At 59.0% G+C, this 12,948-nt stretch carries 13 protein-coding genes; 8 read left to right on the top strand and 5 right to left on the bottom strand.

Translation table 11 applies throughout. From position 1 onward, the window contains the following. Positions 1-107 precede the first annotated feature (107 nt). From KQ933_RS05345 to rpmG, 3 genes are all read left to right on the top strand, one after another. Entirely contained in the window at positions 108-560 is a 453-nt protein-coding gene (locus KQ933_RS05345; protein ID WP_216757715.1) for a DUF983 domain-containing protein, read from the top strand. A 251-nt stretch (positions 561-811) separates the two neighbouring features. Then, the gene (locus tag KQ933_RS05340; protein ID WP_216757714.1) at positions 812-1,996 is read left to right on the top strand and encodes an MFS transporter; all 1,185 of its coding nucleotides are present in this window, start codon (positions 812-814) and stop codon (positions 1,994-1,996) included. Positions 1,997-2,089: 93 nt separating this feature from the next. Then, positions 2,090-2,257, top strand: a complete 168-nt coding sequence (gene rpmG / locus KQ933_RS05335; RefSeq protein WP_003587245.1) for a 50S ribosomal protein L33 — start codon at positions 2,090-2,092, stop codon at positions 2,255-2,257. 760 nt (positions 2,258-3,017) lie between these two features. On the opposite strand, the gene KQ933_RS05330 is transcribed toward rpmG, so the two are convergent. Next, entirely contained in the window at positions 3,018-4,391 is a 1,374-nt protein-coding gene (locus KQ933_RS05330) for a PleD family two-component system response regulator (RefSeq protein ID WP_216757713.1), read from the bottom strand. Positions 4,392-4,407: 16 nt separating this feature from the next. After that, positions 4,408-4,779 (bottom strand): response regulator, encoded by a 372-nt coding sequence (locus KQ933_RS05325; RefSeq protein ID WP_003547430.1) that lies wholly within the window; start codon positions 4,777-4,779, stop codon positions 4,408-4,410. Positions 4,780-4,911: 132 nt separating this feature from the next. Between KQ933_RS05325 and KQ933_RS05320 the strand changes: the two genes are divergently transcribed. Further along, positions 4,912-5,226, top strand: coding sequence for a DUF3572 domain-containing protein (locus KQ933_RS05320; protein ID WP_216757712.1), 315 nt, complete (start codon positions 4,912-4,914; stop codon positions 5,224-5,226). Positions 5,227-5,228: 2 nt separating this feature from the next. Next, positions 5,229-5,906 (top strand): hypothetical protein, encoded by a 678-nt coding sequence (locus tag KQ933_RS05315; RefSeq protein ID WP_216757711.1) that lies wholly within the window; start codon positions 5,229-5,231, stop codon positions 5,904-5,906. Here the strand turns inward: KQ933_RS05315 and KQ933_RS05310 are convergent. Beyond that, complete coding sequence (locus tag KQ933_RS05310; RefSeq protein WP_216757710.1) at positions 5,881-6,468, bottom strand: GNAT family N-acetyltransferase; 588 nt, start codon at positions 6,466-6,468, stop codon at positions 5,881-5,883. The genes KQ933_RS05315 and KQ933_RS05310 overlap by 26 nt on opposite strands. 76 nt (positions 6,469-6,544) lie before the next feature. On the opposite strand from KQ933_RS05310, the gene KQ933_RS05305 reads away from it, so the two are divergent. Continuing rightward, complete coding sequence (locus tag KQ933_RS05305; RefSeq protein WP_216757709.1) at positions 6,545-7,834, top strand: DNA polymerase IV; 1,290 nt, start codon at positions 6,545-6,547, stop codon at positions 7,832-7,834. On the opposite strand, the gene KQ933_RS05300 is transcribed toward KQ933_RS05305, so the two are convergent. Beyond that, complete coding sequence (locus KQ933_RS05300) at positions 7,835-9,565, bottom strand: GNAT family N-acetyltransferase (RefSeq protein WP_216757708.1); 1,731 nt, start codon at positions 9,563-9,565, stop codon at positions 7,835-7,837. Positions 9,566-9,718: 153 nt separating this feature from the next. Here KQ933_RS05300 and KQ933_RS05295 point away from each other — a divergent pair, with 153 nt between their 5' ends. Then, entirely contained in the window at positions 9,719-10,969 is a 1,251-nt protein-coding gene (locus KQ933_RS05295) for a L,D-transpeptidase family protein (RefSeq protein WP_216757707.1), read from the top strand. 3 nt (positions 10,970-10,972) lie between these two features. On the opposite strand, the gene KQ933_RS05290 is transcribed toward KQ933_RS05295, so the two are convergent. After that, positions 10,973-11,404 (bottom strand): helix-turn-helix domain-containing protein, encoded by a 432-nt coding sequence (locus KQ933_RS05290; RefSeq protein WP_216757706.1) that lies wholly within the window; start codon positions 11,402-11,404, stop codon positions 10,973-10,975. A 137-nt stretch (positions 11,405-11,541) separates the two neighbouring features. Between KQ933_RS05290 and KQ933_RS05285 the strand changes: the two genes are divergently transcribed. Next, a complete protein-coding gene (locus KQ933_RS05285; RefSeq protein WP_253958277.1) occupies positions 11,542-12,942 on the top strand; it encodes an MFS transporter in 1,401 nt (466 codons plus the stop codon). Positions 12,943-12,948: the final 6 nt, after the last annotated feature.

Here is a 12,948-nt window from a genome sequence, read left to right as displayed (position 1 = left end):
AAGTGCGCAGCGGTTTGCGTCCGGAATTGCGTGAAGAGAAAGAAACAGAGCCTTTCCATATTTCGAAGAAAAATGAAAAGGCTCTGTTTCCGGGAAGGGAAAGATCGATGAGCACACCGACAGACGAGGTCGTCCGCTACGGGGATACGCCCGATGCCGAGCGCTCGCTCGGACGCTCCATCATGCGCGGTATGCTGAACCGCTGTCCGGCCTGCGGCAGCGGCAAGCTGTTCCGCGCCTTCCTCAAGCCCGTCGATCACTGTGCGGCCTGCGGCGAAGCGATGCACCACCATCGCGCCGACGACCTGCCGCCCTATCTCGTCATTCTCGTACTCGGTCACGTCGTCGTCGGCGGCTTCATGCTGACGGACATGGTCTTCGTGCTGCCGGTCTGGGTGCATCTTGCCATCTGGGCACCGATTACCATCATCACGGCGCTCGTCTCGATCCAGCCTATCAAGGGCGGCGTCATAGGCTTGCAGTGGGCGTTGAAGATGCATGGCTTCGGCGGCCATGATGACGAACCTGATGATTACGACACACCCGGCCGGCAAGCTTGAACACCTTCACCTTCCAGACATATTTCGCGTGTAGTGGCAGCGGCCAGAGCGTCAGGGCCTGTAGCCGACTATCTGCAGAGGAACGATACGCTCATCATTTCTTGTACGGGGAAAGCTTAAACTCAAGAAATCGCCGGCAGATGCCGGAAATATTATGAAACCCTGCCCGTCACCTGGATTTGGCATGCCTATGTCTTTCTATGTGACACCAGACGGACGATTCGTCCGCATACTTCTCTAAGGATGGATAAATGTCTCAGCCGAGGAACGGCACAGCGGGCGATGTCGAGGAAATCCATTGGCCTTCTCTGGTGGCTGCCGTCTCTTCCATCTCCGCCGTTGGCATAGCGATCGGCCTGGGGCTGCCTCTCCTCAGCATCATTCTCGAAAAACGCGGCATTTCCTCCACCCTTATCGGTCTTAACACCGCAATGGCCGGTATCGCGGCGATGGCGGCGGCGCCGATCACCACCAAGCTCGCGCATAAATACGGCGTGGCGCCCACCATGCTGTGGGCGGTATTGATTTCGGCCCTGAGTGCGCTCGGCTTCTATTACGCGCAAGATTTCTGGATGTGGTTTCCGCTGCGCTTCGCCTTCCACGGCGCGACGACCACACTCTTCATCCTCTCTGAATTCTGGATCAACGCAGCCTCGCCGCCATCCAAGCGCGGTTTCGTGCTCGGCATCTATGCGACGGTGCTTTCGCTCGGCTTTGCCGCAGGCCCGCTGATCTTCTCGCTGCTCGGCAGCGATGGCATCCTGCCCTTCCTGGTCGGCGCCGGCGCGATCCTGCTCGCGGCCATTCCCATCTTCATCGCCCGCTATGAAAGCCCTGTTCTGGACGAAAAGCCGGAACTGCATTTCATGCGCTACGTCTTCCTGGTGCCGACAGCAACTGCCGCCGTCTTCATTTTCGGTGCGGTCGAAGCCGGCGGCCTCTCGCTTTTTCCGATCTTTGCGGTGCGCGCGCATTTCACCGAATCGCAGGCGGCCCTGCTGCTTACCATGATGGGTGTCGGCAACGTCATTTTCCAGATCCCGCTCGGGTTGCTTTCGGACCGCATCAAGGACAAGCGTCCCCTGCTCGTGCTCATGGCGTTCACCGGTTTCATCGGCACGATGATGCTGCCGATTCTCGTCAACAACTGGCTTCTTATGGCCGGGCTTCTGGTTTTCTGGGGCGGCTGCGTTTCCGGCCTCTACACAGTCGGCCTCAGCCATCTCGGCTCGCGACTGACAGGTTCGGACCTTGCGGCGGCCAACGCGGCCTTCGTTTTCTGTTATGCCGTCGGCACCGTTGCGGGTCCCCAGGTGATCGGCGCTGCCATCGACGTTGCCGGGAACAACGGTTTTGCCTATGCAATTGCCGGTTTCTTCGGGCTTTATGCCCTGCTCGCAGGCATAAGGCTGCTTTTCATCGGAAAGCGGGCTTGACTTTTCGGGCTAGATTCGTAGTTTCGCGCCAGAATTTGCCGTGGAGCCTATCCGGCTTTCCACGGCTTTCATTTTCTTAAAGGCAGGACGACCATGGCCAAGGCTACCACTATCAAGATCAAGCTTCTGTCGACGGCCGACACCGGTTTCTTCTACGTCACGACGAAGAACAGCCGTACGATGACGGACAAGATGACGAAGACCAAGTACGACCCGATTGCAAAGAAGCACGTCGAGTTCAAGGAAACCAAGATCAAGTAATTACCTGATCACGGCTCTTTCGAAAAGCGCGCGCCTCCGGGTTGCGCGCTTTTTGTTTGCACCGGATCTGCTGACGACAATGTTAGCGCAAACAAAGAAAAACGCCGCCCTTCCATCTTCGGGAAGTGACGGCGTTTTTGCGAAAAGGGGGTCGGCCAGCATGCAAAACGGCACGAGGAACCGCTTTAAATTGCGTACCAGCCGACCGACCCCACGACCCAGGAGATGCGGCGGACCTGAGCATCATGGGGTATCGACAGCTCCTCCATGGGAGCGTTTTCTGTTCTGAGCCGATAATTTGCGCAAAAATGAAAGAAAATCAACAAATTCTTAATGGTAAAATTTCAAGGCATGATTCTATGGTTAAAAGTCCAGTTTTGGTACGTGTAAAACGTCATCAAATTCTCTTTTACCAAGAGGACAATATTTGAACATGCCAAGAATTTCATAAATATATTGCAATAACACCACCACCCCTACCCTTACGTGAGGCACCGGCGTTACGTTTTCTGAAATACGATCTACGCGAACAAACCGCTCGGAAGGCTGTTATAGTCCGCTCTTCTTTCTTCATTCCCTGCTTCTAGCTTCCGGAAGCAGGCGATACGCATTATCGGAAGAAACGCGCTTTAAAGTCCTTTTTTGGGCTATAGGGTTGAAAAACAAGCGTCCTCGTTGCAGCCGTCAATATTAAATATTCGTAAGGTTCAGTCATCGCCAGTGGATAACCGAAAGCGATGCGTTACGGCACATTGTGTGGTCAGGCGGCCGAGGCCACCACCCGGTTGCGCCCGGTGTTTTTCGCTTCATAAAGCGCAAGGTCTGCCTGCTTCATCAGTTGGTCGGGCGTTATGACCGAGGCGATACGCGAGGATATACCGAACGAGGCCGTGATATTCAGTATTTCGCCTGACGACTTCAGCAGGAAGGGTGTGTTTTCGATGGCCGCGCGCAGGCGCTCGGCAACGGCCGCGGCAACTTCGGGCGAGGTGTCCGGCATGACGACGACAAATTCTTCCCCGCCGTAACGGCAGGCAAGATCAGCGCCGCGGACGGTCGAGCGCACGCGGTTTGCGAACTCCTTCAGCACCTGGTCGCCGCCGTCATGGCCATAGGTATCGTTGACCTGCTTGAAGCGGTCGATATCGGTAATGAGGATCGACAGCGGCCGACCCCGCGCCATCGAACGGTTGAAGAGCACGTTGAGATGGTTGTCGAGATAACGGCGATTGCTGAGACCGGTCAGTGGATCGGTGACGGCAAGCTCGATCGTCTGCTTGACACTGGCGCGCAGGCGGTCGTTGTAACGCTTGCGGCGGATCTGGGTCAGGCTGCGGGCGACCAGCTCGTTCGGATCGACAGGGCGCACGATATAGTCGTTGACGCCAAGATCGAGGGCCCGGATCACCATCTCGTCGGCGCCCTGCTCCGTGATGATCAGGATCGGCAAAAAACGGGTCCGCTCCAGCGAACGGAACTGCGAGCAGAGCCGCAGCGGGTCGTAATCATCGAAATTGGCGTTGACGATGACAAGTTCGAAGGCGCTCTCGGCCGCTTCGAAAAGGGCAGCCTGCGGATCGGAAATGGCGAGAACATCGGCGACAGGCTTCAGCGTCTTGATGATACGTTCCTGCGAGTTGGCGCGGCTGTCGACCAGCAACACCTGCCCAGCCTCGTCGGAGCGTCCGTCGCCAGTGCGCATCAACTCATCCATGCCCATCGTATGGGCGGTCTCGGCGCGCACGCGCAGTTCGTCACTCAGTGTCTTCAGGCGCAACAGGCTTTTGACGCGGGAGATGAGCTGCAGGTCGTTGACGGGCTTCGTCAGGAAGTCATCGGCACCGGCCTTCAGGCCGCGCACGCGGTCGGCCGACTGGTCGAGCGCGGTCACCATGACGACGGGAATATGCGCGGTCTTGGGATTGGCCTTCAGCCGCTCGCAGACTTCGAAACCGTCAATGCCGGGCATCATGATGTCGAGGAGAATGAGATCGACCTGGTTGCGGTCACAGATCGCTAGCGCCTCGTAGCCGTCGGCCGCGGTCAACACGTCGAAATATTCCGCCAGCAGGCGCGCTTCGAGCAGCTTCACATTCGCTGGAATATCATCAACCACCAGTATACGCGCAGTCATAATCTCTTCCGACGCCTCAGGCGTCGCCCAAATAAGTCTTGATCGTCTCAATGAATTTCGGAACGGAGATAGGCTTGGAGACATAGGCCTCGCAGCCGCCCTGTCTAATCCGCTCTTCATCGCCCTTCATGGCAAAGGCCGTGACGGCGATGACCGGGATCACATGCAGTTCGTCGTCTTCCTTCAGCCACTTGGTGACTTCGAGACCGGAAACCTCCGGAAGCTGAATATCCATAAGAATAAGATCGGGACGATGTTTGCGCGCAAGATCAAGCGCTTCCATGCCGTTGCGGGTCTGGATCGTGGTATAGCCCGAGGCCTCGATGAGGTCGCGAAAGAGCTTCATGTTGAGCTCGTTATCTTCTACAATCATCACCTGTTTGGGCATGATCAGTTGTCCCTACGTCCGCTCTTGAAGCCAAATGTCCATAATAATGACATTAGCTGACAAATGGCTCCATGAAACCGATAGTGCAAGCTACCGGTATTTGGTTGAAGAAAAGGTAACTCGACCACCGCAATGCAAAGCAATTTCAAGACTTCGAAACAACTTGGGGCGACAGCCGATCCGCAAGAAACGGCCATCGCCGTCCTTGGCTGGCTTGCGAACGACCCGGATCTCTTCGGTCGCTTCCTGGCATTGACCGGCGTGGAACCGACCCAAGTGCGCAATGCCATCAATGATCCCGACTTTCTCGCCGGTATGCTGGATTTCCTCATGAACCACGAGCCGACGGCGATCGCCTTCTGTGAGGCGACGGGCACGACACCCGAAGCGCTGACGGCGGCATGGCGCCACTTCTCGCCACCCGGCCTCGATTCCGGAGAATATTGATCGTGAACGACAGCGCCGAACTCGACATCTCGCATATCCGCCTTGGCGACAGGCCGCTCATCGTCTGCGATGTCGATGATGTCGTACTGCAATTCATCGATCCCTTTCAGTTATACCTCAAGAGCCTCGGCCACGAATTCCTGCCGCGCTCTTTTCGGCTTCACGGCAATATCGTCTCGCTTGCCGACGGGCTTGCGCTCGAGGATCAGCATGTCAGTCGGCTGATCCTGGAGTTCTTCGAGGCCCAGGAAAACTGGCAGACGCCCTTCGATCCTGTCGTTTCGACACTCGAACGCCTGTCTGACGATGCCGACGTCCTGTTCCTCACCGCGATGCCGCCGCAGTTTTCCGCTCATCGCCGCCGCCTCCTGGACCGCACCGGCCTCACGTTCCCGCTGCTGGCCAGCGAACAGCCGAAAGGACCGATCGTGCAGGCTCTGCATGCCGGTCGCGACCTCCCAGTCGTCTTTATCGATGATATGGCGCGCAACCTGCATTCGGTGAAGGAGCATGTGAGTGATTGTTTGCTCATCCATCTCATGCCGGACTCGCTCGTTCATCGCCTCGCACCGGCGGCTGCTGAGGATATTAAGCGGGCACGGGACTGGGCGCACGCCGCCATGCTCGTTGACCAGCATCTTGCGGCAGACACCATCAGGCGCGCAAATCCAGCCGCATGAGCGGCCGGCCGTCCTTGCGCCGCGCAATCGTCTCGAAACCGGCAGCATCGAAAATAGCCGTCGAGCCGATGCAGAGTGTAACGGATTTCGACTGCTTCACATGGTCGATCGGACAGGCTTCCAGCAACCGCGCACCTTGGCTGCGGGCATAATCGACGGCGCCGGCAAGCAACCTGTGACTGACCCCTTTCCCGCGCAGCTTCGGCAGCAGGAAGAAGCAGCTGACCGCCCAGATCAAGGGATCGTGCGCATCGCTATCCTCCAGCGGCCGCGAGACCGTGCGCGGCGAATTGAACTGCGGCACGTCATGGCGTGGCCCCACTTGCACCCAGGCAACCGGCTCGTCTTCGACATAACAGAGAATGCCCGGCGGCGGCCCCGCCGCGATGCGGCCGTGCATATGTGCCTTGCGCTCAGCGGGCTCCATCTTGGTGCGGACAGCATGCGGAAGGCGTAGCGCCACACACCAGCAATTATAGAAGGCACCCTGCGGGCCGAACAGCGTCTCGAAGTCACCCCAGTATTCGGCGGTGACAGGCTCGAAACGAAGATCGATATCCACGGCCAAGCTCTCCTCCCTCTCTTGAGACTCGAAAGCTTAGGGCGTAATGTTGCAATGTTCAACTTTTGTTCTCACCATGACGCCAGCACCTGACAAGACACCCGGCTTCTGTCGCGACTGCCTTGCCGGGCAGATGGGTAAGGCGCGCCGTTGCCATGCCTGCGGCAGCCCCCGCCTCGTGCGCCACAAAGAGCTCTATGACCTGACGCTCGCGCATATCGATTGCGACGCTTTTTATGCCGCCGTGGAGAAACGCGACAACCCGGAACTCTCCGACAAGCCCGTGATCATCGGCGGCGGCAAGCGTGGCGTCGTCTCTACTGCCTGTTATATTGCCCGCATCCATGGCGTCCGCTCGGCCATGCCGATGTTCAAGGCGCTGGAGGCCTGTCCGCAGGCGATCGTCATTCGTCCCGACATGGAGAAATATGTAAAGGTGGGCAGGCAGGTTCGCGCGCTGATGCAGGAATTGACGCCGCTGGTGCAGCCGCTCTCTATCGACGAGGCCTTCCTGGAACTCGGCGGCACCGAGCGGCTGCATCACGATCCGCCGGCCCGAACGCTGGCGAAGTTCGCCCGTCGCATCGAGAAGGAAATCGGCATCACCGTTTCGGTCGGACTTTCCTATTGTAAGTTCCTCGCCAAAGTCGCCTCCGATCTACAGAAGCCGCGCGGCTTTTCCGTCATCGGGCGCGAGGAAGCGGTCGAGTTCCTGGCGCCTCGCCCGGTGACGACCATCTGGGGCGTGGGCAAGGCTTTTGCCGCGACGCTCGAAGCAGACGGCATCCGCACGATCGGCCAGTTGCAGGGGATGGAGGAGAACGACCTGATGCGCCGTTACGGCAGCATCGGCCAGCGGCTGTCGCGCCTGTCACGCGGTATCGACGACCGAGAGGTGCATATCAACGATGCCGCAAAGAGCGTTTCGGCCGAAACCACTTTCTTCGACGATATCGCGCGTTATGACGATCTGGTGCCGATCCTGCGCAATCTCTCGGAAAAGGTCTCCTGGCGGCTGAAGAAGAACGGCATCGCCGGCCACACGGTTGTACTGAAGATGAAGACGGCCGATTTCAAATCCCGCACCCGCAACCGCCGCCTCGAAGACCCGACACAGCTTGCCGACAAGATCTTCCGCACCGGGATCGAGCTTCTGGAGAAGGAAGCCGACGGCACGAAATTCCGCCTGATCGGCATCGGCGTTACCGATCTCGGCGATGCCGGCCGCGCCGATCCGCCCGATCTGATCGACCAGCAATCCGGCCGGCGTGCGGCGGCGGAAGCTGCCATGGACAAGCTGCGCGACAAGTTCGGCAAAGGCACGGTCGAAACCGGCTACACATTCGGCGGCAAGGGCTACCGATAGCTACGCCGGCACGGTCTCCATCTCCTGAAGCGCTGCGTCCCGGTTCTTTATTGCCTGAGCATAGCCCGGATCGATCGCGATCGCGCGGTCGTAGCTCTCCACCGCCTCGTCATGGCGCCCCAGCCGCCGCAGCACATTGCCGCGATTGTTGAAGGCGATGGCATGGCCGGCATCCAGCGCGATGGCCCGGTCGTAGCTTCCAAGCGCTTCTTCGAAATTCGAAAGACGCGCAAGTATATTGCCGCGATTGCAATAGGCCGAAGCGGAGACCGGTTTCACCTCGATCGCCTTGTCGACACAGTCCTTGGCCTCGCCGAGATCGCCTTTCTGTAGCAGCAGCAGCGCCAGGTGCTGCAGAGCATCGAAATGCCCAGGCACGATCGCGATCACATCGCGGTAGCCCGCTTCCGCCGCGACGAGATCGCCGGCCCGGTGCCGTTCGGCAGCCGCGCTGAAATGGGCAGCGGGATCGCTCACCAGCCTCGGCCGCTGCGTTGCTTCTATTTTCGCCAGCAGTGAGGTTGCGGGCGCATGTGCATCGTCGGCGACAAGAATCTGCCGGCAGCAGAGTTCTGCCGACTCCGGGTTTCCACTTCTGAAAAAATGCACCGCCTGATGCATGGCGATATCCAGCGAGCGCGGGTCGAGGCGATCGCCGATATTGCGGCCGGAGAGCGTGGAGACCTGCAGCTTCTCAACGAGATGGTGTTCGGAGCCCAAAAGATCCTTGTAGCCGTAATTACCTGTGCCGAGGTCGTAGGTTCGGTAGCCATTCTCGATGCCCCAACGCATATTGTAGCAATGGAGCATGAAGCCGGGGCTGATCGAGCGGCGGAAAGTCAGGTCGCGGCTTCCGAGGAAGCACATCATCGATTTGCGGTGGGGATCCAGGAAGCAGATGAAGATGCAGACCGGCTTGTCCTGATGCCAGAGGATCGGCATGAAGACCGAACCGTCCTCTATGCAGGCCGGCAGCATGTGACGGCTGTTGTCGAGGATGAACTTGCCGTAGCGCGGCTGACGCTCACCCCATTGGACGTTCCACATCTGGTAGAAGATTTCGAGATCGCGCTCCATTGTCTCTGGTGTCACATGAGTGATGCGCAGCTCATTTTCCGGCGCGACGAGATCGCGCAGCGCCTTTCGCGCATTGCGCCGCGTCTTGGCACCGATGCGCTCATCCAGGAAGGTTTCGAAGACCTCGCCAAGCGGGACGTAGACATAGACGTCATGGTCGATGTTTTCGCCATCAGCCGTGATATGCGGCCGGCGCGGGACCTTCCTCCTTGAGAATTCCGAGGCAGAAAAGCCCGCCAGAAACGCCTTCAGTCTCGCCTCAGACATATAGACATCATCAATATCGAGATGTTTCCAGTTGAAGCTCTGCAGGCAATCGGCGAAAACGCCGAGCACCGCCTCCGCGTCCTCAGGATGCGTCAGAAGGCCGTTATAGCCGGCATAGGGCGTGCCGCCGAGGCGCACGATATTGCCAAGACCCTGGCCTTCCTCGAAATCGACGTGGAGCTGAATGGGAAGGAAAGCTACATAGCGGTCATCCGCCTGCCGCCGCTTGGCGGCAAGAACGAACCATAATGACCGCCGCTGCAGCCATTGCGCCATCCAGTGCCAGGAAAGGAAATAGTGCCCTTCCGGGTCGGCGGCGTATACCTCGTTCCAGTTATCCTTCAGGGCATGCAGATCATCGAACGCAGAAACAATATCGACATGCATTTCCAAGTCTCCCCCAAGACTTCCCTTGCTTTAGATTTGCATAAAATTGAATACCCCACAATCTCGTGATCGAAACGCGATGGCGTATTCAAGCCTTCGTTAAACTTCGCATGCTTAACTCGCGTGGTTTTTGTGCATGTGGTGTATTGCGTCATGTCTGTGCGTGTAGGTGTCCTTATCGGGTTGCTGTCGGCGACCGCCCTTGTCGATCCCGCTTTTGCTGCCGATGCGCGCACGCTGCAGATATTCGTTTCCAAGGACAGGCAGTCGCTGACCGTCTATGACGGCGCGGAGGTCGTGGCGACCTCCAGGATCTCGAGCGGCAAGGACGGGCATACGACGCCGAGCGGCATCTTCTCCGTCATCGAGAAGCAGAGATACCACGAATCCAACATCTATTCGAACGCGCCGATGCCCTTCATGCAGCGGCTGACATGGTCCGGGATCGCGCTGCATGAGTCCAATTCCGTGCCGCGTTACCCGGCCTCGCATGGCTGCGTGCGCATGCCCGACGCCTTTGCGAAATCGCTCTACAAGATGACAGAGATGGGCGTACCCGTCATCATCACAGACAATGAGCTGACGCCCGAGCCGATCGACCATCCAACACTTTTCCATCCCGACCGGCCCGAGCCGTCACCGCTGCTTTCCGACGTCGAGCTTCGCCCTGCCATCGGCGATGCGAAGACGCAGGTGCAGGTCGCCATGAACGAGACGACGGCTGCCCTGCCGATGCCGATGATCCAACTGCAGGCGCCCTCTGCGGATACCACGCCGATCAGCATGCTGATTACGCGCCGGACGCTGCGTGAAAACGTTATCGACATCCAGACCCTCCTGAACAAACTCGGCTTTGCTGCCGGCGAGCCTGACGGGCTGGCCGGTCCTGCGACCGTTCAGGCCATCAATGCCTTCAAGGCGTTGCGACCAACCGAATTTGCCCGTGACAAGGGCTTGGTCACAGATACTCTCCTGAGGGAAGTTTACGCTGCGGCAGGCAAGGGCGAACCGCCGAATGGCGTCATCATGGTGCGGCAGGATTTCAAGCCGCTCTTCGAGGCGCCGATCACCATTGCCGATCCGGGACTTGCGCTTGGTACACACTTCTTCTCGCTGCATGCAGTGGATGAGGTGGCCGGTACGGCCGATTGGCTGGGCGTTACGCTGGAAAACAATCTCTCTCGCGAAACGGTGAAGCGGCTCGGTATCGCCAATCAGGAAAGCTCCATCATCAGCGGCCGTCCTATCGCGAGAGCGCTCAGCCGCATCTCGATGTCAGAAGAAACCCGTCACCGGATCGACGCACTGATTTCGCCCGGCTCGACACTCACAATCACAGATACCGGCCTCGGTTCGGAAACCGGCGAGGGCACGGAATTCATCACAATCACGCGCGAGAGCTGAGACCTACCAGAGCTTCTCACTGGCGCGCTCGTCGTAACTTCGGCGGGCGGAGATGATCTTCGCCTGGTTCGTCTCGGTCCAGACGACGAGCGCCTTGATGGTCTCATGCAGCGTACAGCCGAGTTCCGTCAGAGCGTAATCGACCCTTGGCGGCACCACTGGATAGACTGTCCGCTCGATCAGCCCGTCGCGCTCGAGCTGGCGCAAGGTCGTCGTCAGCATGCGCTGGCTGATGCCATCGATGCTCTTGCGCAATTCGGTAAAGCGCAGAGTGCGCTTTTCAAGCAATGCGATAACCAGCAGCGACCATTTGTCGGCGATGCGATCCAAAATCTGACGCACTTCGCATTCCTCCCGCGCATCCCACTGGAGGATGTCGTAATCGCGCTCGGTGCTGCAGCAGTCACTCGGTGAGTTTGAAGCGCCTTCTTCCATGGGTTCGAACCATGCCCTATGTCTCTCTTGGTTACAATAGGGAACTGAGGATCAATATGTAACTTGCTCTTCCCTGCTTCACGGACAAGGAAATCATGATGTCTACAAGTCCTCCACTTACGGCGGAGAGCGGAAGAATGAGCCGCAGTGCTGCCGGCATGCTCGTCGTTCTCTGCGGCGCGATCTTCCTCGAAGGCGTCGATGCGGCCATGCTCAACATCGCCCTGCCCTCGATCCGGGCCGAGCTCGGCCTCTCGACCACGACGCTGAGCGCCGTTGTTTCGGCCTATGTGCTTGCCTATGCCGGCCTGATGCTGCTCGGCGGGCGCGTCGCCGACATGTATGGCAAGCGCAAGGTCTTCCTGATGGCGCTGAGCGTATTCCTGTTCTTTTCCGGCCTCGGCGGCCTTGCGACCGAAGGCTGGATGTTGCTGACGGCACGCTTCGTGACGGGAGCAGCAGCCGCCTTCATGACGCCGGCCGGCCTTGCTCTCATCAATGGAAGCTTTCCCGAAGGACCACAGCGCAACAGGGCCGTGCTGATTTATGCCGGCACGGCATCGGCCGGATTCTCGCTAGGGCTCGTCATCGGCGGGCTATTGTCGGCCGTCGGTTGGCGATGGGTGTTCTTCGCTCCGGTCATCTTCTCTACCATCCTGCTTCTTGTCGGCATGAAGCTGATCGTGGAGAAGAAGGAAGAAGTCGCCGCCCCGCGCCAGAAATTCGACATCGCCGGCGCGGTGACGCTGACTGGCGCCATGTTGCTTGCCGCCTATACACTGACTCGGCTGGAACACGCGACCAACGACCTGAATTGGACGATTGCGGCAGCCGGCGCAAGCGCGCTGCTCTGGCTCGCTTTCATCCTCATCGAACGCAATTCGCGTGCGCCGCTCATCCGTCTCGGGATTTTCCGGTCATCGACGCTGGTGCAATCGAACCTCGGAGCGATGCTCTTCACCGGCGCCTTCTTCGGCTTCCAGTTCATCGTCTCACTCTATCTGCAGGAACTGTTGGGCTGGTCCTCGTTCGAAACCAGCCTTGCCCTGATCGTCATCGGCATGGACGCCATTCTAGCTCCATTGCTGACGCCTCTGCTCGTCGAGCGTTTCGGCAATGGACGCGTGGTGCTTGGCGGCTTTGCACTCGCTGTTGCGGGCTACGCGCTCTTTCTCGGCATGGGGCTCGACTGGACCTATGCGGCCATGCTGCCATCGACGATCCTTCTCGGCCTTGCCTTCTCCCTCGGCTATGGCCCACTGACGATCATCGCGACTGAAGGTATTGCCGAAAACGAACAGGGCCTGGCGAGCGGGCTCGTGAACACCTCGTTCCAGTTCGGCGCAGCACTCGGCCTCTCGGCCGTCAGTGCTGTCGGCACACTTTCTCTCGGCGATGGTGACGGTCCGTCCGAGCGGCTGGAGGCTCTGCGGACCGCTTTGCTGGTGCCGGTCGCAGCCACGCTGATCGGCATGGCCCTCATGGGCTTCGGCAGAGGCCGCTGTGCCGATGCATCCTGCCGATTGCAGGCCGTCTGAAAGCAA

Source organism: Rhizobium sp. WYJ-E13 (assembly GCF_018987265.1).
In the GTDB taxonomy this organism is placed as follows: Bacteria; Pseudomonadota; Alphaproteobacteria; order Rhizobiales; family Rhizobiaceae; genus Rhizobium.
Note: the sequence above shows the minus strand (reverse complement) of the source record. Positions and strands in the feature narration are given on the sequence as shown.

What these genes read in the sequence shown, in the direction of transcription:
- KQ933_RS05345 (WP_216757715.1), top strand. Translation starts at nt 108, where the DNA reads ATGAGCACACCGACAGACGAGGTCGTCCGCTACGGGGATACGCCCGAT.
- KQ933_RS05340 (WP_216757714.1), top strand. Translation starts at nt 812, where the DNA reads ATGTCTCAGCCGAGGAACGGCACAGCGGGCGATGTCGAGGAAATCCAT.
- rpmG (WP_003587245.1), top strand. Translation starts at nt 2,090, where the DNA reads ATGGCCAAGGCTACCACTATCAAGATCAAGCTTCTGTCGACGGCCGAC.
- KQ933_RS05330 (WP_216757713.1), bottom strand. Translation starts at nt 4,391, where the DNA reads ATGACTGCGCGTATACTGGTGGTTGATGATATTCCAGCGAATGTGAAG.
- KQ933_RS05325 (WP_003547430.1), bottom strand. Translation starts at nt 4,779, where the DNA reads ATGCCCAAACAGGTGATGATTGTAGAAGATAACGAGCTCAACATGAAG.
- KQ933_RS05320 (WP_216757712.1), top strand. Translation starts at nt 4,912, where the DNA reads ATGCAAAGCAATTTCAAGACTTCGAAACAACTTGGGGCGACAGCCGAT.
- KQ933_RS05305 (WP_216757709.1), top strand. Translation starts at nt 6,545, where the DNA reads ATGACGCCAGCACCTGACAAGACACCCGGCTTCTGTCGCGACTGCCTT.
- KQ933_RS05300 (WP_216757708.1), bottom strand. Translation starts at nt 9,565, where the DNA reads ATGCATGTCGATATTGTTTCTGCGTTCGATGATCTGCATGCCCTGAAG.
- KQ933_RS05295 (WP_216757707.1), top strand. Translation starts at nt 9,719, where the DNA reads ATGTCTGTGCGTGTAGGTGTCCTTATCGGGTTGCTGTCGGCGACCGCC.
- KQ933_RS05290 (WP_216757706.1), bottom strand. Translation starts at nt 11,404, where the DNA reads ATGGAAGAAGGCGCTTCAAACTCACCGAGTGACTGCTGCAGCACCGAG.
- KQ933_RS05285 (WP_253958277.1), top strand. Translation starts at nt 11,542, where the DNA reads ATGAGCCGCAGTGCTGCCGGCATGCTCGTCGTTCTCTGCGGCGCGATC.